Here is a 20,163-nt window from a genome sequence, read left to right as displayed (position 1 = left end):
GGAGCCTGGGCCTTAGCGATGCTTGCTTCGCCAAGCCGTGGGTGTCATGCCGGTGTATTGTTTGAAGGCTTGGGTGAAGGCGGCCTGCTGAGGGTAGCCTAGGCGCTCTGCTACCTGCGCTATCGTGAGCGCGCTATCGGCCAAAAGGTCCTGTGCTCGCTCCATACGGCGTCTGCGAATGTAGGCGCCCAGGGACTCGCCAGTTTGGGCCTTAAAGGTGGCGCATAGTTTGGAGCGGCTTGTGTAGAGCCTCTCGGCCACCTCGTTGATACCCACATGTCTGCCTTTGTCGAGCGCGCGCTCAATCATTGCCGTTGCTTCTTCGGCAATGGTTATGCTGACGCGTGTGTCTGCCGCCTGCCGCGCCTGCTTGTGGGCCGCGCACGAACAGGCGAGCTCCGCGACCATGGTCTCCACGATGCCCTGCATATAGACGTGTCCGCCTACGGTGCGGGCGCGGTCCTCGTTAATCCGGCGCAGCGTGTGGCAGATGGCAGACGTCGCTTCCTCGTGCCATGGCTCGGCAAACGCCTCAAAGATTCCCGCGAACTCGGTGGGATAGCGGTGCTCCAGTTCGTCAAAATATCCAGGCAAAAAGAGCACCGAGCGCGAGTGATAAAGCTCCCCCGCAAACAGCGGGCTTAATTCTTCGCCACAGCTATCTTGGATAAAGCTGCAAACGGCATTGTTTGGCCACGGTCCATGCAATGGTTTGAGGTTCGCGGGCGTTATGCCAGCCTCGGGCATGCATGTAAGTGTGGGCGCGCTGACTTCGCTCACGCAGGCGTATGGCTCGGGTGTGTATTCGGCCAGGTACATATCGTGCGTCGGGGTGATGAAATGCTCCATGACGATGCAGGCAGGGGAGAGAGGCATAATCCATGCGCGGCCGTGCGCCCGGTCGTTTGCCACCTCGCCGGTAAAGACGGCGCCCTTGCCGGTAAGCTCCAGGCCAAACTGCTCAAATTGCGGTGCGTAGAGCTCGGTTATGTCGGTCGCTGCCCGCCGTATTTGCAAAAGCGTTCCTTTCCTTTGCAGAAACGTCCACGCCTGGCTTGATTGTGAGCCATGGCTAACACAGCAATGATAAGTTCATTACGGTTAACTCTCAAGCCGTTAGAAAGGAATCTCATGGCAAAGGAATCAAAAAGGGAAGGTGGAGGCATCGGCGAGCTGCTCGCGTATGCCGGCGACCGCAAATTCCTAACGTATTTGGGCATGGCGCTCTCGGCGCTCTCGCAGCTGCTGAGCTTTGGCCCGTACGTGTGCATTTGGCTTGTCGCGCGCGACCTGATCGCCGTGGCGCCCAACTGGAGCGAAGCCACTAACATCGCGATGTACGGTTGGTGGGCCGTGGGGTTTGCGCTGGCAAGCATCGTAGCTTATTTCGTGGGGCTCATGTGCACGCATCTGTCCGCGTTTCGCTGCGCGTCCAATATCCGCAAGACTACGAGCGAGCACCTGCTTAAGCTGCCGCTCGGCTACTTCGACACGCATGCCACCGGCGAGCTGCGCCGCATTGTAGACGGGTGCGCCGCCTCCACCGAGACTTTGCTCGCACACATGCTGCCCGATATCGCAGGCGCCGTCGCCATGGTCGTGGGCTTGCTCGTGCTGCTTTTCGCCCTCGATTGGCGCTTGGGCGCGGCATGCCTCATCTCGGTGGCCATTTCGTTTGGCGCCATGGCCGCCATGATGGGCGGCAAGGGCGGCGAGTTTATGAAGGCCTACATGGATGAACTAGTCAAAATGAACAAGACGGGCACCGAATACGTACGCGGTATTCCCGTGGTCAAGGTGTTTCAGCAGACGGTCTACTCCTTTAAGGCTTTCCACGATGCGATCGCCGAATACGCCGACACGGCACAAAGCTATTCGGGCACGTTCTGTCGAGGTCCGCAGGTACTCAACCTTACCGCGCTCAATGGTCTTGTGGCATTCCTGTTGCCCGTGGCGTTGCTGTTGGCGCCGGGCGAGACGGACTTCGCGCATTTTATGGCCAACTTCACGTTTTACGCGATATTTTCGGCCGTGGTGCCGACGGCCATGACCAAGCTCATGTTTGTGGGCGAGGCCTCTCAGATGAGTGCCGATTCGCTGGCTCGTATTCGAAGCGTCATGGATTCCAAGCAGCTCTCCGTGCCCGCCCAACCCAAGCATCCTGTCGGCGGCGACGTGCGATTTGAGGACGTGAGCTTTACGTACGAGGGTGCCGAAGCACCTGCCGTTAGCCATGTGAGTTTCAGCGTTCCCGCTGGTAGCACCCTCGCCCTGGTGGGTCCCTCGGGTGGCGGCAAGTCAACCTGCGCAAGCCTGATCCCGCGTTTTTGGGATGTCTCCTCGGGTCGAGTGCTCGTAGGCGGTGTGGACGTTCGCGATATGGATCCGCACGAGCTTATGGACCAGGTTGCCTTCGTGTTCCAGACCAACCAGCTGTTCCGGCAAACACTTGCCGATAACGTGCGCGCCTCCAAGCCTACGGCCACTGACGACGAAGTGCGTGCGGCCCTCTCCGCAGCTCAGTGCGACGACATTGTGGCCAAGCTCCCCCAGGGCATCAATACCATGCTCGGTGCCGGGGGAGCATATCTTTCGGGTGGCGAGGTTCAGCGCGTGGCACTCGCCCGCGCGATCCTTAAAGACGCGCCTATCGTGGTGCTCGATGAGGCCACGGCGTTTGCCGATCCCGAGAACGAGGCGCTCATCCAGCGCGCCTTTAGCAAGCTGGCGGCGGGTCGCACGGTCATTATGATTGCGCACCGACTCTCGACTGTAGTGGGCGCAGACCAAATCGTGGTGCTCAACCAGGGCAGCGTGCAGGAGTTGGGTACCCATGCCGAGTTGCTGTCCAAAGAGGGTCTGTACGCCAAGATGTGGGCCGAATACGAACAGGCCGCGAGCTGGAAAATCACTGCAGCGACCGCGGATGCCGCCGTCACGAAGGGAGGCGAGGCCTAAATGTTCGCCTCATTCCAAAAGAAATATTTCCTATCCGATAAAGGCGTCGCCGGCGTAAAACGCGGCATTTTCTGGACCACGCTCACTAATCTCATTACCATGGCCGGCATGGGCTTTTTATTCCTGGTTATGGCTGGCTTTGTCGAGCATCTCGCCAGCGGGGCTGACCTGCCGGATGCCCTGCCGATCGTGGGCGGCCTCCTGGTCTTTTTCGTGTTACTCTTTGCCTCTAACTGGCAGCAGTATTACTACACCTACTGCATCTTTTACGAGGAGTGCGGCAAGCAGCGTATGGAGATTGCCGAGCGCTTGCGCAAACTGCCGCTGTCGTTTTTTGGTCGTCGTGATCTGGCCGATTTAACCGAGACCATCATGGGCGACGTCCAGGCCATGGAGCACGCCTACAGCCACGTGCTGGGAGAGCTTTGGGGCGCCATCATCGCAAGCGCCATTGTGTTCGTGGGGTCGCTGTTCTTTTGCTGGCAGCTGGCGATCGCGGCGTTTTGGAGCGTTCCCGTGGCCTTTGCGGTGCTGTATCTAACACGCGGCCCCATGGCTCCGGTGTTCGATCGCGTGCGTGCCGAGAAGGTCAAGGTTACCGAGGCTATTCAAGAGACGCTCGACTGCGTTCGCGAGATCCGCGCCACCAACCAGGAGGCCCATTATCTTGAGGGGCTCAACGCCGTGATCGATGCCGAGGAGCGCGAGACCACCAAGAGCGAGCTCGCTAACGGGCTTTTGGTCAACTCCGCCTTTGTCATCCTGCGTCTGGGCATTGCCACCACGCTGGTTACAGGCGCCGCGGTGGTCGCCTCCGGGCAGGTCGACTTTTTGGTGATGTTTGCCTTCCTGCTTATGGTGAGCCGTATCTATGCGCCCTTTGACCAGGCGTTAATGTTAATGGCCGAGCTGTTTGCCGCCGAGTCGTCTGCCAAGCGCATGCGTTCCATCATGGAAGAGCCTGTGGCGCGGGGCAGCGAGAAATTTGAGCCCGCGGGCCACGATGTGGTGTTCGATCACGTGGCATTTGGCTATGGTGCGGGCGAGGACGGCCGCGCCGGCGAGAAAGTTCTTACCGATGTGAGCTTTACCGCCAAGGAAGGCGAAGTTACGGCACTGGTCGGTCCTTCGGGTTCCGGTAAGTCTACGGTGAGCCGCCTGGCCGCGCGCTTTTGGGATGCCACTGCGGGCAAGGTTACCGTGGGCGGTGTGGATGTTGCGAGCGTCGATCCCGAGGTGCTCCTGCGCGACTACGCCATTGTGTTCCAAGACGTGCTGCTCTTTGACGACACGGTTATGGGAAACATCCGCCTCGGGCGTCGTGATGCCACCGATGAGGAAGTGCTTGCGGCCGCACGTGCCGCCAACTGCGACGAGTTTGTGAGCCGCATGCCGCAGGGCTACGACACCATGATCGGAGAGAACGGCTCCAAGCTGTCCGGCGGCGAGCGCCAGCGCATCTCTATCGCCCGCGCGCTGCTCAAAGACGCGCCCATCGTGCTGTTGGACGAGGCAACGGCAAGCTTGGATGTAGAGAACGAAACCGTGGTACAGCAGGCACTCTCCCGTCTGCTTGCAGGTAAGACGGTTATCGTGATTGCGCACCGCATGCGTACGGTGGAAAATGCCGACAAAATCGTTGTGCTCAAGAATGGAGTGGTTGCCGAGCAGGGCACTCCGGCGCAGCTCAAGGCGGCAGGTGGAGAATTCGCCCGCATGGTTGCGCTGCAAAAGGAGGCGGCGGACTGGCAGCTGTAGGAATGTGACAAAGGGACTGCCCCTTTGCCATATTGAGTTCACCCCCATAGTTTCCAAAAAGTTAACCTTTGTTGAACTTGATAGTTAGATAAACTAAACTATTTTCCAAAAGTGTGCTCGAGCAAACTTGTTTACTCGAGTGCTGAGGCACCGTGCCGCGTCCAATGCGGCAAAAGGGAGAAGCAACATGAAGAAGTCGACGTTCAATACCCTGCTTGTCGGTGGCGGTTTTCTGCTTGGCACGGCCGGCATCAAGCTGCTTACCAGCGCTCCGGTAAAGAATGCCTGCGTGCAGGGTATCGCGTGCGGCATGCGCATCAAGAACGGCTATCAGGACATGGTCGAGCAGGCCAAGGCTAATGTCGACGACATGGTTGCCGAGGCTGCCTACATCACCCAGAGCGAGGCCGCTGCTGACGAGGCAGCCGAGTAGCACTCCCAGGCACAAACTATGAGATTCTCGATTATCAGCGAGATCCCCGGCAGGACCCGCCTCCAGTTGGCGGGTCCTGTGCCAGAGAGCGATCTCGATGCGCTTCTAAAGCTCAGTGGCGAAATCGATGGCGTGCGCAAGGTGCGCGTCTACGGCCGCATCGGCCAGATGGCGCTCGAATATGACGAGCAGCGTCGTGCAGGCGTGCTCGATGCTCTGGGCGCACTCGACGCCCAGGCCATTGCCGACGCAAAGACGGGTTACGTGATGCAGCTTGAGCCACGCAAGCACAAGCTCGTTATGGATCTTGTCACACTCATCGGCGCCCACTATGCGCGCCGATGGTTTTTGCCCACGCCCCTGCGTGCGGTGTTTGTCGTAGCCGGTTACATGACCTTTTTGCGCGCCGCCCTCCGTGAGCTCGCGCAGCCGCGCCTGACCGTTCCTGTGCTTGACGCGTCGGCCATCGGCATTTCGTTCGTCAAACGTGATGTCGACACCGCGGGGCAGACGATGTTCCTGCTCAACGTGGGCGAACTGCTCGAGGACTACACGCGCGCCATGAGCGAAAACGAGCTCATCAACTCGCTGCTCGATGTGCCCGACAAGGCGCAAAAGGTCGTCGGCGACACCGAGGTAAGCGTTGCCGCGACCGAGCTTGAGCCCGGTGACTTGGTGGCCGTGCGCACCGGCATGTCCATCTGCATTGACGGCGTCGTCGAGCAGGGAAGAGCCATGGTCAACCAGGCGACCCTGACCGGCGAGCCGCTTGCCGTCGAGCGCAGCGCAGGCGACGACGTGTTCGCCGGAACCGTCGTGGAAGACGGCAGCATCTTGGTGCGCGTGCGCGCCAACACGGCTCAGACCAAGCTCCGCTCGATCGTCTCGCTCGTGCAGGCGGCCGACTCGCTCAAGTCCGAGGGCCAGTCGCACATGGAAGACCTCGCCAACAAGATCGTCCCGTGGAACTTCCTGCTCGCGGGCCTTGTTGCGCTTACCACCCGCAGCCTCATCAAGACCTCAGCGGCACTGATGGTCGACTACTCGTGCGCACTCAAGCTCACGGGTTCCGTTGCCGTCATGACCGCTATGAGCGATGCTGCCAAGATGGGGGTGATGGTGAAGGGCGCGAAGTACTTTGAGTCGTTTGCCAAGGCTGACACCATTGTGTTTGATAAGACCGGTACGCTCACCGAGGCGCAGCCGCGTCTTGCCTGCGTGCTCACCACCGATGGCTGGAGCGAGGACGAGGTTCTGCGCCTTTCCGCCTGCTTAGAGGAGCATTTCCCGCATCCGGTGGCACGCGCCGTGGTCAATGCGGCACGCGAGCGCGGGCTCGAGCACCGCGAGCGTCACGCTGCGGTCGAGTACATCGTGGCGCACGGCATCGCTTCGTCCATTGAAGGGCGTCGCGCGATTATCGGCTCGGCACACTTTGTGTTTGAGGACGAGGGCGCACGGCTCGAATCTGACATCAAGGAGCGCATCGAGCTCCAGATGCAGGGCCTGTCGCCGCTGTATCTGGCGGTTGACGGCACCGTTGTGGGCGTGCTCGGTATCGAGGACCCGCTCAAGGCCGGGGTCCGCGAGGCCATCGCCGACTTGTACGCGTTGGGCGTTAAGCACGTGGTCATGCTCACGGGCGACTCGGAGCGCACGGCCGAGCGCATTGCTCGCGAGGCAGGTGTCGACGAGTTTAAGGCCGAGCTGCTGCCCGAGGACAAGTACGCGTATGTTGAGCGCATTAAGGGCGAGGGGCGCCACGTTGCCATGGTGGGCGACGGCGTCAACGATTCGCCGGCGCTGGGCCTGGCCGATGTGGGTCTGGCCATGGGCGGCGGAAGCGACATCGCCAAGGAGGTCGCCGACATCATCTTGACCGACACGGATCTCGCCGCGATCGTGCGCCTGCGCCGCATGAGCCAGGGCCTCATTGATCGTCTGACGAGCTCCTACTCTAAGGTGATGCTCACCAACTCGGCGCTGTTGGCATTGGGCATTACCGGCATGATCACTCCGCAGACGTCGTCACTGCTGCACAACGGCTCAACGATCGCCTACAGCTTGGGCAACGCGAAGGCGTACCTCCGTTAGCGTTTTCGATTGAGTATATGGTCTGCATTCGGGCGGCACCGCAGCCGCCAGGGTGCAGGCTTTCTTTTGTTTGACGAGATGTTAACTCGGATATATGCTCGTGCTAGCACTGCTAGCAAATGCTGAAGGTGAGGTTGAGATGGCTACCGTTGGCAGCATGGCGCAGGTGAATGTTCGCGTAGATCGCTCGGTTAAAGAGCGCGCCGAGGAAGCGTTGCGGCTTTCGGGCAGATCACTGCCCGAGCTCATCAAAAAGGTGGTGGCCAAGGTCGCGCAGGGTGGCGGGCAGTGCGAGGAAGTGCTTGCGGCCGTCGACGACCGGCAGCAGACCGTCGCGCACGATACTCCGTTCGCCGCATCATGGGCGGCGGCGGATCAGCTTTACGCGGACCTGGGCATCGCTACGTCGTCCGTGTCCGACGATCGCGATTGGGACGCAATCTATTCCGAAGCCATGGACGAGCGCTATCGCCAAAAGGGGATGATCCAGTGAGTGGGGCGCCTCTCAAGATCATGGTGGACGCCAACGTATGGGTTGATTCGTTTTGCGTCGACCATGCCGAGTCGCTTGCCGCGCGTGCGTTTATTGGGCAGGCGACGGAGACGGGGGCGTTGCTGTTCTTTCCGGTGCATATCGTCAAGGACGTGCTGTACGTTGTCCAACACGAGCTGAAGCGTAGCGTTCTTGCCAGCGGGGGAGTGCTCGACGAGGCGTCTGCCCGTGCAATTGGCGATGCGACGTTGGCGTTTGTTCGGAATATGACCGAAAACGCTATGGCCGTGGGCGCTGATGCATCCGATCTGTGGCTAGCCGACAAATATCTGACGCTCCATCGCGATTACGAGGACAACTTGGTACTCGCCGCATGCAAACGCGCCCAGGTTGATTACTTGGTAACTAACGATCGTAAGCTGCTCGAACATGCCGATCTTGCAGCAAAGACACCTCGTCAAATGATGCCGATTCTTGCTTTGGCCGAGCGTGGTGGGCGGGTGTCCCGATAGCGCCTGGCTGTCTGCGTGGCCTTCGGAACGTCGGCGCTCAGAAGGCCACGCATCCTTTAATTACAAAAGCGCTGCCTTAATGGCGGGACTTTCTGCGAGCTGCTCGGCTGCCTTTTCGTCGGAATCGTTTAGTGCTGCCAGGCTGCGGTAGACCCACTCGTTGACTTGGGTGTTCTTGACGCCTGCGGTCTGCATAAGGGCGCCTACCTCGCGGATTGCTGCGAGCAGATCGGCTTTGGGACCCGCGAGCTCGACCTCGACGCCGTGGTAGGCGGCCACGCCGCGGTTCTCACTCACGTGGTCGATAAAGCCCTCGACGGTCTCAAGCTGCTGGGTGAGAGCTGCATCATCGTCAGCGTCCAGCGCAACAAGGGCGTTCGATACCGTGAGGGCGGGATGTCCGCAGGGGACAAAGCCTTCGATGACATTCATAGCTTCGGTAATGGTTGAGCCCAGGCCTGCGAGGGCATTGACGAGTTGCTGCTTGGTATCCATAACGGTCCTTTCGACGGTTCAATTTTGCTTGGCGAAAATATACGTGACGCGATCGGTAGCAAAAGTGCGAAGTGCGGCGCACATTGGGGTCTTCACAGCTCGTGCATAGAACAGCTGTCCGCTTTCAGAACGTGATAAGATAACACTCCACAAGCGGAGCTTGCTCCGCATGTTCCTTGAAAAGTCGACGGGTGTTGGGTACTCGTGCCCAATGCCATCCAGACTTTCCCGACATTCGGGGGCGACTGGTTTCGACACGATAGCTCTGAGAGAGGAAGCAAGCCGAGGTCTCCTCGCCTCGTTAAACAGGGGTACCGTCAAATTGAATTGACAACAACTCTTCTTTTGAGCCTATGGCTCTCGCTGCTTAATTTATAGCGGCGCGTCAACCCGGTGATTTCCCCGACACCGGCGCGACGTCATGTTAGGGGAATGCTCCTGCGCACGTAATCGGTATGGCGCAGGCTAAGACCGAACCGGTTAGGACGCCGCGAGCGTGTCGCTGCGCGCAAAGCGTCCGAGACTAAACCAGCGACTGAGCTTGGAGATGCCAATCAGGGGGCTTTCGTGGACCGGAGTTCGATTCTCCGCGCCTCCACCATAAGTAACAGGCAGGTAGATACTTATATCTACCTGCCTTTTTATTTCTAGTCCGTACCGCGGAGAATCGAACTCTGAGCAGGGCGCGGGCGTAAAGAAAACGCGTAAGCGTTTTTAGCCCGCGGGCGAGGACGCCGACAGGCGGCCGAAGCCGGTGCGTATTTGCGAAGCAAATACGCGGATTCTCCGCGCAATGCTTCAGCCAGATATAGATGCGATGCCGACCGGGCGTCTTGCCCTGGCCTCAACCCATCAACGGATCCTCCAAACCGCGGAGAATCGAACTCTGTGCAGGGTGCGGGCGTAAAGAAAACGCCTCAGTGACGCAGAGTGGGACGCGCTTTCCCGATGGCAGCCCAGGCGGAAAGCACGTCCCGGAATCCGCGCTCAGACTGGGACCTAGTTTCCGGATGGCGCCTCAAGCGGAAACTGCGACCCGGAATCGAGCCGTAGAGTGAGACATGCTTTCCCAATGGCAGCTCAAGCGGAAAGTACATCCCGGAATCCTCGTTCGGAATGGGATGCAGTTTCCAAATGAATGGCTAGCGGAAAATTCATCACAGAATCGCCCCTCAGACTGGGACGCGCTTTCCCGGCGGCAACTCATGCTCTGGGGTTGGTTAACCGCCACGCCCTTCTCAACTCCAAAACCTATGCGCCCTCCATCCCAAAACTGGGTAGAAGAAGGCCAAAACGCAATCGCAGGAGGTCAATATGACTGCAGAAGATAAGGCAAAGAACGCCGGCAAGGTCGCGCTCGTTTTGGAGGGCGGCAGCTTCCGCGGGCAGTTTACCGCGGGCGTGCTCGACGTTCTCATGGAGGCTGGCGTCGAGATTCCGGCGGTATATGGCGTATCGGCCGGCGCCCTCAACGGCGTGAACTACAAGTCGCACCAGATCGGCCGTGCCAATCGCATCAACCTGGCTTTCTGCAGCGACAGCCGCTTCATGGGCGCCGCATCGTTTGCGTCCACGGGCTCTATTGTGGGTTACGACTTTATCTTCAACGATGTCCAGGACCGCCTGGATCCCTTTGACAACGAGACGTTCGACGCGAGCCCCATCGAGATGTACGCCGTCGCGACGGACATGCTCTTTGGAACCGCCACGTACCTCCCGGTCAAAAGCGCCGTGCTCGACCTCGACGCCGTGCGTGCCTCGACCTCGCTGCCGCTGGTGACGCCGCCGGTCGAGATTGACGGGCACAAATACGTCGACGGCGGCGTGGCCGATTCGGTCCCCATCGAGCATGTGCTCGAGGAGGCGGGCTTCGATCGCGCGGTCGTCATCGTCACGCAGGACCGCTCGTACGAGAAAAAGCCCTACGAGTTTATGCCGGCCGCGCGTGCCCGCTATGCCGACTACCCCTATCTGCTCGAGGCTATCGAGACGCGCCACGACCGCTATAACATCCAGCGCATGCATCTGTGGAAGTATGAGCGCGAGGGCCGCGCGTTGGTCGTCGCTCCGCAAAAGCCGGTCGAGGTCGGTCATGTCGAGCACGATTCGGCAAAGCTTTTGGACCTGTATATTCAGGGCCGCCAGGAGGCAAAGCGCCTGCTCGCGGAAATCCAAGAGTTCGTTGAGCGCTAGCGACGGTGAACCCTCAAAAATGAAAACAGCTAAAGAGCTGGAAAAATCACGGCTCGTGGATGACATGTGCAGAAACTCTGGTCGGAGCCAAAATACCTGTTGACTCGTACGGCGAGCGGGGTAATATGGACGGGTTACTTGCAGAGCCCCGTGAATCTCTGTAACAACACGTACTGTACATGGAGGAGTCTAAGTGATTTCGAAATCGACTCACTACGCCAAGCAGGGCGAGGTCCAGCGCAACTGGGTTCTCGTCGACGCCGATGGTGCTGTCCTGGGCCGTCTTGCCACCCAGATCGCAATGATCCTGCGCGGTAAGAACAAGCCCCAGTTCACGCCCAACAGCGACTGCGGCGACTTCGTTGTCGTCATCAACGCCGATAAGGTCCAGCTTACCGGTAACAAGGCCGACACGAAGACCTATTATCGCCACAGCGGCTACAACGGCGGCCTCAAGGCTGAGAGCTTCCGCCAGGCTATGGAGAAGCACCCGGAGAAGGTCATCGAGCGCGCCGTTCGCGGCATGCTGCCCAAGACCACCCTCGGCCGTGCCCAGATGACCAAGCTTAAGGTCTACGCTGGTGCCGAGCATCCGCACGCTGCCCAGAACCCCACGAAGATTGAGCTGGAGGCTTAAAGATGGCTGAGAACACCGTTGTCTACCAGGGTACCGGCCGTCGTAAGAACGCCGTCGCCCGCGTCCGTCTCGTCCCCGGCACCGGCAAGGTGACCATCAACAAGCGTGACGCCGAGCAGTATTTCGGCCGTCATCAGCTCGTTGAGAACGCCCTTGCTCCCTTCAAGGTGACCGACACCGCCGGTCAGTTCGACGTTATCGCTCTGTGCGATGGCGGCGGCATCTCCGGTCAGTCCGGCGCTCTGCGCCTGGGCATCGCTCGCGCTCTTCTGAACGCTGGCGACTACCGTGCTGACCTCAAGAAGGCCGGTTTCCTTACGCGCGATGCTCGCGTGGTCGAGCGCAAGAAGTACGGCCTCAAGAAGGCCCGCCGCGCTCCCCAGTTCTCCAAGCGCTAAGGTTTTATCTCCTTTCGAGATACAATGTACAAGCGGGGCCTGCCGATTCCTCGGCGGGTCCCGCTTTTCTTTTTCGACTAGGGTGGGCGGTTGCATATCGCCTGCTAGGGAAGGAGCGATCCTATGCCCCAGAACATCTTCGGTACCGACGGCGTCCGTGGCGTCGCCAATGCCGATCTTTCGTGCGACCTCGCGTTTCGCCTGGGCCGAGCGGCGACCAAGTTCCTTGGTCCGGATATCTGCATCGGCCGTGACACGCGCCTTTCGGGCACCATGCTCGAGAGCGCTCTGACCGCCGGCATTATGGCCGAGGGCGGCCGTCCTCATTGCTGCGGCGTTATCCCCACGCCCGCCGTGGCGCTGCTCACTGTTCAAAACGAGCTCGATGGCGGCATCGTCATCTCCGCTTCGCACAATCCGCCGGAGTTCAACGGCATCAAGTTCTTTAGCCGCAAGGGCATGAAGCTTCCCGATGCTGTCGAGGAAGAGATCAGCGCCTGGGTCATGTCCGAGGAAGCCATGGCTGCCGACACGCTGCCGACCGGTGCTGGCGTGGGCCACATCATCAAGATGAAGGATGCCCGCAAGGCATATGTCGATCATGCCATCGATACGCTTGATGGCCTGAGGCTCGATGGCCTGGTCGTTGCCGTCGACTGCGGTCACGGTGCTTCTTGCCAGACTACGCCCGCCGCGCTGCAGCGCCTGGGTGCCACGGTCCATGCCATCAACACCGATTACTGCGGCACCGACATTAACGTTGAGTGCGGCTCTACGCACCTTGAGCCCCTGCGCGAGCTCGTGCTGCGCACCCACGCTGACATCGGTCTGGCCCACGACGGCGACGCCGACCGTGTGCTCTTTGTGGACAGCGAGGGCAATGAGATCGACGGTGACTACATCCTGGCTATCTGCGGTTCTGACCTCGCCGCTCGCGGCAAGCTCGCCAACTCCGAGATCGTCTCGACCGTCATGTGCAACCTGGGCTTCTCCATCGCTATGAAGGAGCAGGGCTTCGAGATGGTCCAGACCGCCGTGGGCGACCGCTACGTTCTGGAGCGCATGCTCGCGGACGGTGCCGTCATCGGCGGCGAGCAGTCCGGTCACATCATTTTCCTGGAGCACAACACCACCGGCGACGGCTTGGTGACGGCTCTGCAGCTTCTGGCCGTGCTCAAGCGCACCGGTCGTACCCTCACCGATCTTGCCGGCATCATGAAGAAGTACCCGCAGGTACTCGTCAACGTGCATTCCGACAACAAGGCTGGTCTGGACGATTGCCAGCCCATCTGGGATGCCGTCGCTGCTGCCGAGAAGGAGCTTGACGGCCGCGGCCGCATTCTGGTGCGTCCGAGTGGCACCGAGCCGCTGGTCCGCGTGATGGCCGAGGCCGAGACGCACGAGCTGACCCAGCGCGTTGTCGACGACATCGTCGAGGTTGTCAAGCGCGAACTTCCCTAATGGTCAAAAACGGGTGCCAAGTGGTAAACTGTTAAGGTTATTTTGGTTGATCGGTATGTCCGAGGGGGAGCATGTTCACTAAAGTCCTAAGGTCTTTTGGTATGCGTGGTCGAGTCCTTACGTTGGATGCTCCCATCTCGGGTGACGTCATTCCGCTCTCCGAGGTAAACGATCAGACGTTTGCCACCGGCCTTTTGGGCCAGGGCGTGGCGATTCAGCCCACCGGAACGCGTGTGATTGCACCGGCTGATGCCAAGGTCGAGGCCATTTTTCCCACGGGACACGCCGTTGCGCTTAACACGGTCGATGGCTTAGACGTGCTCATCCACGTTGGTTTGGATACCGTTCAGCTCGAGGGCAAGCACTTTACCGTACATGCGCAAGTGGGTGACATCGTCCATAAGGGCGATGTACTCATTGAGTTCGATCGCGAGGCAATTGCTGCCGAGGGCTACGATGTGACGGTTCCCATCTTGGTGTGCAACTCCGTTGAGTTCTCGAGCATCAAGGGCTCCGTTGGCGTGCATGTCGAAGAGATGGACCAGCTCATCGTTGCTCGCGAGCGCTAGCAAGTGCACGTGGCCATTAGTCTACAATTCAAACACGTTTACGGAGGGCGCCCTTGAAAGAGGACGCCCTCAGTGGCAAGATGGGATTTGTCCGAAGCTAAAAGGCTTTGGGTCACCGTGGACGGGCAGGGGCCTCGACGCGGCTAGACACGAGACACATACATTACGCGACCTCGCCCTGGTGGCCGCACACGTTGGTTGCGGCCGACGCGGGCCGCGGGCAAGTGCTTGTAAGGGAGCCTTGCCTCTCTTGTACGAGAAAGGACGCGTAATGAAGATCATTAAAGCTAAAGACTACGAGGATATGAGCCGCAAGGCCGCTAATATCATCTCGGCCCAGGTTATCCTCAAGCCCGACTGTGTGCTGGGCCTTGCCACCGGCTCCACCCCGATCGGTGCCTACAAGCAGCTCGCTGCTTGGTACAAGAAGGGCGACGTCGACTTTGCCGAGGTCAGCACCTACAACCTGGACGAGTATCGCGGCCTTTCGCACGACGATCCCCAGAGCTATCACTACTTCATGCGTGAGAACTTCTTCGATCACATCAACATCGACCTGAACAACACGCATGTGCCCGACGGTTCCAACCCCGACGCCGCCGCTGCCTGCTCTGAGTACGACAAGATTGTCGCCGACGCCGGTTACCCGGATCTGCAGCTGCTCGGCATTGGCAACAACGGCCACATCGGCTTCAACGAGCCCGATGACCACTTCTCCAAGGGCACGCACTGTGTCGACCTCACCGAGAGCACCATTCAGGCCAACAGCCGCCTGTTCGACAGCATCGACGATGTTCCCCGTCAGGCCTACACCATGGGCACCCAGACCATCATGTATGCCCGCATGATCCTGGTCGTCGCCAACGGCGAGGCCAAGGCTCAGGCCGTGCATGACATGTGCTATGGTCCGGTTACGCCCGAGTGCCCGGCTTCGATCCTGCAGCTGCACACCAACTGCGTTGTCGTTGCCGACGAGGCCGCCCTTTCGCTCTGCGAGTAGCGCGAATCCTGCAGCTCGACATAGCCTTGCCTAAGGCCTCCGCTTTGCGGGGGCCTTTTTGCTATCCCTTTCCGCCCACTTGACCAAAAACTTGCCGCAAGCTTGACGAATGCCGGACGCCCAACAGTTTGATTCATTCCATATCAGATTCTATGCAAAAATGCCACTAAAAGGTCGTAGACGGTAGCGGGTGCTAGGCGAGTTGAATGACATAACTGAACCTTGTTCATTTGCGTTACACTGCCGCTTAGATGGGACAAGCTGACAAGCTCATTTACCTGCTTAAAGACCGATTAGTCGGGGGATTAATAACAATCGGCCCTCGCTGTACAAAAACTTGCCGCTTTCGTACCAAAAGACAACCTAAAACACAAGGTCGCTCTATTCATAGCGCGGCTTGTATGGTCTTGCGGCTACAGTGTCCATACGGTCGAGTTGAGGAGCGGGCATGGTAAACGATTTGAGCGGTATAGACGACCTCGAGCTGATGCCGCTGGGCGGAGGCTATATGGTGCGACGCGAACGCTTGATGAATGAGCTTATCGCCAAGGGCCGAAAGGCCGGTATCGTGGTTCTTTATGCGCCCGACGGGTTTGGGAAGACCTCGGTGCTGCTGCAGTACACCCATGAGGTTAAATGCGATCCGACGCGAGGCCCCGTGCGGATTATCGAGGCCGATCGCGCCACTGGGCGCGAGGTGTTTATGCAGCTCGAGGTGGTTACCGAAGAACTCAAAGACAAACCGCATTCCCTTATCGCGATTGATAATGTGCCAAACCTCGATCAGCACGATACCGAGGACCTCATCGACAGGATTCGCGGCCTGCGCGCTGTGGGGGTAGGGGTCTTTATCTCCTGCCGTCCTTCAAATCGTCAGCTGATTCACGGGCTGGGCGATTCGGTTAAGATCAATGCGCAGATGCTCAAGGTGCATGCCTATGAGTATTCGGCGTGGGCATCGGCGTTTTCGATCAGCACATCGCTCGACTTTTATCAGCTCACGCAGGGCGTGCCCGAGCTCGTTTCGGCATTGCAGACGGGTCTGTATGGCCAAGGCGACGTAGCCGGTCTGCTCGAAAACGAGATTGTCAACGTATATGGCGCGGCACTTGTCGATCTGGCTTCGCTCGACAATAATGCGCTGTTTTGCGTGGCATGTCTCATGGTTTTGATGGGCGAGGGCAATATCTCGGAACTCGAGGCTTGCGGGGTGAGACTGTCGATGGTCGACCAGTCCTACTTTGTACGCGACTACCCGATCTTTGGCTTGGATCCCGCCGAGCGGAGTTTTACGTGTCTGGGCACGGAGGATAACGGACGCTTGCGTTTGCGTAAGTTGGTGGCCGAGGTTCGCCCCGAACTTGTTCCGAGGGCGGCCCGGATTTTGCTTAAGGCGGGCCGATGCGATGCGGCGATGGGCCTAGCGGACGCCTTTTTGGACCGTGAAGCGGTCCTTGAACTTACTGGGCAGTATGGGGTCGATCTGGCTCTGACGGGGCACGGGGCCGATATCTGCCGAGCAGCGCTGGGCACGATCGATGCCGACGATCCGGCTCCAGAGCCAACGCCTGCCGAGGCGCTTGGCGTATATCTGGCAGCGGTCAGCGTGTCCAACACAAAGCTCGCCCGCTATATGGCATCGGTCATCGAGCGCGGGGGCGAACGGGCGGCCTGCGAAATAGACCCTGTCTCATGGAGGGTGGCCCAGACACTGACGGCTGTTTGCTATGGGGACAACGGACTTGGGCTTCCTACGAACCTGGCCGTGCCAGAAATCGAGACATCCCATACCGCACTCGATATGTTGTCTGCGCATATCGAGGTCAAGCGCTGTCTGACCGAGCGGGGAGATGACGGCGGCGTTCTACAGCAGCTCAAAACGAGCAAGGCCTACGACTGCGAGCTCGATGTCGCGGGGATTGTTATACGGGCCGATAGCATGCTGGTGGAGCTCTTTGACGGGTCGTTTGCGGGAACCGACGAGCGCGACGACGAGATGACGGTGGTGCGGGAGGCGCTCGACGTACGTGGGCTTAAGGCGATGGCTATCTGGGTGCGCATGGTGCTGGCGGCACGGCGGCTCCTTTCCGGCTTGCCGGTAACCGATGACGCGGCGTTCAACGAGCTCGATCGTTTTGCCGTGCGCATGCGCGACAACCAGATTCAGCTGTTTGGTCTGTTGCTAGAAGGCTGGCAGTCGCTGGCAGAGGGACGGCCGGTTAATGCAAAGTTCCGTGCGGTCCAAGTGCTCAAACTTGCCGAGGAGTCGATTGCGTACATGCGCGATAACGCATTGCTGCTGGAGCGCGCGGCATATCTGCGTAACACCTCGATGGTTTCGGTACGCGAGGAAGCGGAGTTGCTCGATATAAGCCAGACGCAGGTTGGTGGAGCGGAGGCCTGGATGGTGGCGCTGCATTTGGCCTGCGCGGGACGAGATAGCGATCTTGCGGCCTGGATGTCCATGAATCGTGCGGGGATTCTAGAGCCATCGTATCGGCTCTTTGCGCGCCTTGCCATGCATTGTCTGGGCGAGCCGGCGGGCAGGATACGCAAGAAGCTTCCTGTGCGCGAGCTGTCGCGGTACTCGCTGCGCGACGATTTGGAAGGGGAGGGCGAGCGTCTGTTCCAGGCTGGCGAGGTTGAAGCCGTTGATACCATCGACCATATCGAGATTCGCATGTTTGGTGCGTTTCGCGCCGAGCGCGACGGGTTTCCCATCACGGATAAAATGTGGCGCCGCAAGAAGGCGGCGACACTTGCCGAGCGGCTTGCGCTGGGCATGGATGCGCTCGTCGATCGTGAGACGCTGGCCATGGAGCTGTGGCCCCATGCCGAGTTCAATAGCGCCCGCAATAACCTGTACTCGACGATATCGCGCTTGCGGTCGGCTTTGGGACCGACGCCGGATGGCAAGTCGTGTGTGCTCATCCAAAATGAATGCATCGGACTCAACAGCGACTACGTCAAGACCGATGTACGGCTGTTTGACCAGATAAGCCGCGAGGTTTTGGGAAATCGCACGGGTGCGCGCGGGCCCCATTTAGTTGAGCTGTGCCTTAAGATTGAGCAGCTTTATGCCGGACCGCTGTATGTTCCCAATGGCTGTAATCCCACCTACTTTTTGCGCATGCGACGCATTATGCAGTCAAAGTACATCGATTGCATGATTAAGGGAGCAAATGCCGCTCTAGAAGAAAATGATCTGCAGTCGGCGATTTGGCTGGCAGAGTCGGGGCTTCGACAGGAAACGGCGCGTGAGGATATGGTGCGCTGCGCCATGCGCGTCTACAGTGCGGCGGGGCGGCGGCGCGATATCGTCGAGCTGTACAGCGGGCATATGCACCATCTGAGGGAGCAGGTCAATGGCGTGCCCGAGCCCGAGACGCGGCGTCTATACGAGCGCTTGGTGGAGGGGCGGCTCAATCGCGTGCTGGTCGAGCGATAAAAAACGGGTGCCCGAAGTGCTCGGGCACCCGTAAGCTTGCTATGTGTTGGCTCGCCGGATCATTGGCTCTTAGACGAGCTTGATCTTCTCGATGTCCTTGCGCGAGGACTCGCGATACAGCGAGAACTTGCGGCCGATGACCTGGACGACCTCGGCGTGGCAACGCTCAGCGAGCTCTTCGGCGGCCTCGCGGGCGGAAAGACTGGAGCCATCGAGCACGGAGCACTTAACGAGCTCGTGCTTCTCCAGGTAGGCGACCGTCTGCTCGACGGTGCCCTCGTTGACATCGGACTTGCCGATGATGATAGCGGGGTTGAGGTGATGGGCCATGCTGCGAAGCTGCTTGACCTGGGCTCCTGTCAGTGCCATGGGTTCTCGCTTTCTATGTATGGGGCGCCCCGCGACGGGGCCTTAATCTACGTGAGCTGTCCCACGATAGCGCAGGAACGGTGCGGTGTGGGGCGCGTTTGCCCAGTTCAAAAAGAATGCGGATGCCGAGTGAGTGGGCGGCGTGGGCTGCGAACAGGCTATGAGCTGGGCGCAGAGACCGGCTCCTATGCAATAAACGCCCAACGGACCTTGCGGACATGATCGAGCATATAGCGCCCCTGCGGCACGCCCTTGGATCCCGGCTCGCCGGCATGGGGGTTCTCGATCATGTGCTGGGCGATATAGTCGTGCAGGCGGTCAATCTTATCCTCGTTGCCATGCTCGAGCATGCGAGAAAAGTCTGCCACGCCCGCCTCGAGACTATCGAAGGTGTCGCGGCGGGGCGATTCAAAATACGTGACCTGCGGCAGTGCACCCATCTGAATAAGGATGTTAAAGGCGTACACAAAACCATTGCTACAGGTAACCGAGGCGCCGATGGCGTTCATCAGGTGCAGGTCATAACGCGGACTCGAGTTGGCGACCATCGTGACAGCACAACGCCGACGAGCAGTACGGTCGAGCTTGGCAAGCGCCCCCTTCAGGTCGTTCGTGGTAACCGAGCGACTCGCAAAGGCAACATCTACCGCTTTCGCGACCGGCCCAACCAGATCCCAATCATCATCCCAGGCAAGCTCAAGCGGCGTAATAAGATCTTCGAGCCCGTAATACTCAATGCCGGCATCAAGGGTGCCCAACATGGCAGGAGAGAAGTCGGCAGCAATCACGGGATGCCCGGCCTGAGCAAGCGGAATAGCAATCGACCCAGCCCCGCACCCCATATCGAGCACCGACTCGCCAGGCTCAAGCGCCAACAGCTTTATAAAATCCCGAGCATACGGGGCAGTCTCCAATGGCCGAAAATGCCGAGCACGCTTATCCCACTCAAACGAATCATCAGCCCGATGCCGACCAGCTTGCAAGCGCATCCATTCGCCATTCCAATCAGCAGAAAGAAGCTCAGAGCGAGCATCCCCATCAACCACGGGCCAACCTCCTAGCAACAAAAAAGCGACTCTCCCAAAAAGAAGAGCCGCAACCAGCATATATCAGAAAAAGAACCGTTCCAATGCCAAACCGCCGCACCAGCCAAGTGGTGCAGGAGCGAAGCAACTGCAACCGGGATAGAATCCAACTGGGGTCCCGTTGTGCGGGAGCCCCGGGGAGGGCAAATATATAAGGTCGATCGCGAGTTCCGCACGAGCCGGAGAGCACTTAATGTGCTCTCCGTGCGAGTCAGGACTGTCCGAGCAGGCGACCTTATATATTTGCCCTCCCCGGGGCT

Annotated in this window: 17 protein-coding genes and 1 other RNA gene; 14 read left to right on the top strand and 4 right to left on the bottom strand. The window is 59.4% G+C overall.

The features are described from left to right. Positions 1-12 precede the first annotated feature (12 nt). Positions 13-1,017, bottom strand: coding sequence for a helix-turn-helix domain-containing protein (locus ABG996_RS05355; RefSeq protein ID WP_347478125.1), 1,005 nt, complete (start codon positions 1,015-1,017; stop codon positions 13-15). Positions 1,018-1,131: 114 nt separating this feature from the next. On the opposite strand from ABG996_RS05355, the gene ABG996_RS05350 reads away from it, so the two are divergent. The 6 genes from ABG996_RS05350 to ABG996_RS05325 all read left to right on the top strand — a co-directional run bounded on the left by ABG996_RS05350 (position 1,132) and on the right by ABG996_RS05325 (position 8,248). Beyond that, positions 1,132-2,958 (top strand): ABC transporter ATP-binding protein, encoded by a 1,827-nt coding sequence (locus ABG996_RS05350; RefSeq protein WP_347478126.1) that lies wholly within the window; start codon positions 1,132-1,134, stop codon positions 2,956-2,958. Then, positions 2,959-4,716 (top strand): ABC transporter ATP-binding protein, encoded by a 1,758-nt coding sequence (locus ABG996_RS05345; RefSeq protein WP_347478127.1) that lies wholly within the window; start codon positions 2,959-2,961, stop codon positions 4,714-4,716. A 187-nt stretch (positions 4,717-4,903) separates the two neighbouring features. Then, the gene (locus ABG996_RS05340) at positions 4,904-5,149 is read left to right on the top strand and encodes a DUF6110 family protein (protein WP_055250999.1); all 246 of its coding nucleotides are present in this window, start codon (positions 4,904-4,906) and stop codon (positions 5,147-5,149) included. Positions 5,150-5,227: 78 nt separating this feature from the next. Then, the gene (locus ABG996_RS05335) at positions 5,228-7,243 is read left to right on the top strand and encodes a heavy metal translocating P-type ATPase (RefSeq protein ID WP_347478128.1); all 2,016 of its coding nucleotides are present in this window, start codon (positions 5,228-5,230) and stop codon (positions 7,241-7,243) included. Positions 7,244-7,382: 139 nt separating this feature from the next. Next, complete coding sequence (locus ABG996_RS05330; protein WP_347478129.1) at positions 7,383-7,736, top strand: hypothetical protein; 354 nt, start codon at positions 7,383-7,385, stop codon at positions 7,734-7,736. Continuing rightward, entirely contained in the window at positions 7,733-8,248 is a 516-nt protein-coding gene (locus tag ABG996_RS05325) for a type II toxin-antitoxin system VapC family toxin (protein WP_347478130.1), read from the top strand. The genes ABG996_RS05330 and ABG996_RS05325 overlap by 4 nt, the downstream gene beginning before the upstream one ends. A gap of 60 nt (positions 8,249-8,308) precedes the next feature. On the opposite strand, the gene ABG996_RS05320 is transcribed toward ABG996_RS05325, so the two are convergent. After that, positions 8,309-8,743, bottom strand: a complete 435-nt coding sequence (locus ABG996_RS05320; RefSeq protein WP_347478131.1) for a hypothetical protein — start codon at positions 8,741-8,743, stop codon at positions 8,309-8,311. Positions 8,744-8,980: 237 nt separating this feature from the next. Between ABG996_RS05320 and ssrA the strand changes: the two genes are divergently transcribed. The 8 genes from ssrA (at position 8,981) to ABG996_RS05280 (ending at position 18,449) form a co-directional block, all read left to right on the top strand. Further along, positions 8,981-9,344, top strand: a transfer-messenger RNA (tmRNA) gene (gene ssrA / locus ABG996_RS05315). A 713-nt stretch (positions 9,345-10,057) separates the two neighbouring features. After that, positions 10,058-10,936: a patatin-like phospholipase family protein gene (locus ABG996_RS05310; protein ID WP_347478132.1), complete on the top strand. Its 879-nt coding sequence runs from the start codon at positions 10,058-10,060 to the stop codon at positions 10,934-10,936. Positions 10,937-11,129: 193 nt separating this feature from the next. Beyond that, complete coding sequence (gene rplM, locus ABG996_RS05305) at positions 11,130-11,573, top strand: 50S ribosomal protein L13 (protein WP_022094635.1); 444 nt, start codon at positions 11,130-11,132, stop codon at positions 11,571-11,573. 2 nt (positions 11,574-11,575) lie between these two features. Next, positions 11,576-11,971 (top strand): 30S ribosomal protein S9, encoded by a 396-nt coding sequence (gene rpsI / locus ABG996_RS05300; protein ID WP_022094634.1) that lies wholly within the window; start codon positions 11,576-11,578, stop codon positions 11,969-11,971. Between the two features lie 123 nt (positions 11,972-12,094). After that, entirely contained in the window at positions 12,095-13,432 is a 1,338-nt protein-coding gene (gene glmM, locus ABG996_RS05295; RefSeq protein WP_006234694.1) for a phosphoglucosamine mutase, read from the top strand. A gap of 101 nt (positions 13,433-13,533) precedes the next feature. After that, positions 13,534-14,001, top strand: coding sequence for a PTS sugar transporter subunit IIA (locus ABG996_RS05290; RefSeq protein WP_306421699.1), 468 nt, complete (start codon positions 13,534-13,536; stop codon positions 13,999-14,001). Positions 14,002-14,272: 271 nt separating this feature from the next. Further along, positions 14,273-15,001, top strand: a complete 729-nt coding sequence (gene nagB, locus ABG996_RS05285; RefSeq protein ID WP_195443890.1) for a glucosamine-6-phosphate deaminase — start codon at positions 14,273-14,275, stop codon at positions 14,999-15,001. Between the two features lie 448 nt (positions 15,002-15,449). After that, a complete protein-coding gene (locus ABG996_RS05280; protein ID WP_347478133.1) occupies positions 15,450-18,449 on the top strand; it encodes an AfsR/SARP family transcriptional regulator in 3,000 nt (999 codons plus the stop codon). A gap of 69 nt (positions 18,450-18,518) precedes the next feature. On the opposite strand, the gene ABG996_RS05275 is transcribed toward ABG996_RS05280, so the two are convergent. Beyond that, on the bottom strand, positions 18,519-18,818 hold the full coding sequence (locus ABG996_RS05275; protein ID WP_006234690.1) for a YhbY family RNA-binding protein: 300 nt from the start codon (positions 18,816-18,818) through the stop codon (positions 18,519-18,521). A gap of 185 nt (positions 18,819-19,003) precedes the next feature. Further along, positions 19,004-19,807: a methyltransferase domain-containing protein gene (locus ABG996_RS05270; protein ID WP_347478146.1), complete on the bottom strand. Its 804-nt coding sequence runs from the start codon at positions 19,805-19,807 to the stop codon at positions 19,004-19,006. Between the last annotated feature and the right edge of the window lie 356 nt (positions 19,808-20,163).

The organism is Collinsella aerofaciens, assembly GCF_039836695.1.
Classification (GTDB): domain Bacteria; phylum Actinomycetota; class Coriobacteriia; order Coriobacteriales; family Coriobacteriaceae; genus Collinsella; species Collinsella aerofaciens_BD.
This window is presented reverse-complemented; position numbering and strand designations above follow the sequence as displayed.

Bases quoted from the DNA above. Each gene is read 5' to 3' on its own strand.
- ABG996_RS05275 (WP_006234690.1), bottom strand. From the start codon at position 18,818: ATGGCACTGACAGGAGCCCAGGTCAAGCAGCTTCGCAGCATGGCCCAT.
- nagB (WP_195443890.1), top strand. From the start codon at position 14,273: ATGAAGATCATTAAAGCTAAAGACTACGAGGATATGAGCCGCAAGGCC.
- ABG996_RS05290 (WP_306421699.1), top strand. From the start codon at position 13,534: ATGCGTGGTCGAGTCCTTACGTTGGATGCTCCCATCTCGGGTGACGTC.
- glmM (WP_006234694.1), top strand. From the start codon at position 12,095: ATGCCCCAGAACATCTTCGGTACCGACGGCGTCCGTGGCGTCGCCAAT.
- ABG996_RS05310 (WP_347478132.1), top strand. From the start codon at position 10,058: ATGACTGCAGAAGATAAGGCAAAGAACGCCGGCAAGGTCGCGCTCGTT.
- ABG996_RS05270 (WP_347478146.1), bottom strand. From the start codon at position 19,807: ATGCGCTTGCAAGCTGGTCGGCATCGGGCTGATGATTCGTTTGAGTGG.
- rpsI (WP_022094634.1), top strand. From the start codon at position 11,576: ATGGCTGAGAACACCGTTGTCTACCAGGGTACCGGCCGTCGTAAGAAC.
- ABG996_RS05340 (WP_055250999.1), top strand. From the start codon at position 4,904: ATGAAGAAGTCGACGTTCAATACCCTGCTTGTCGGTGGCGGTTTTCTG.
- ABG996_RS05320 (WP_347478131.1), bottom strand. From the start codon at position 8,743: ATGGATACCAAGCAGCAACTCGTCAATGCCCTCGCAGGCCTGGGCTCA.
- ABG996_RS05350 (WP_347478126.1), top strand. From the start codon at position 1,132: ATGGCAAAGGAATCAAAAAGGGAAGGTGGAGGCATCGGCGAGCTGCTC.
- ABG996_RS05330 (WP_347478129.1), top strand. From the start codon at position 7,383: ATGGCTACCGTTGGCAGCATGGCGCAGGTGAATGTTCGCGTAGATCGC.
- ABG996_RS05345 (WP_347478127.1), top strand. From the start codon at position 2,959: ATGTTCGCCTCATTCCAAAAGAAATATTTCCTATCCGATAAAGGCGTC.
- ABG996_RS05280 (WP_347478133.1), top strand. From the start codon at position 15,450: ATGGTAAACGATTTGAGCGGTATAGACGACCTCGAGCTGATGCCGCTG.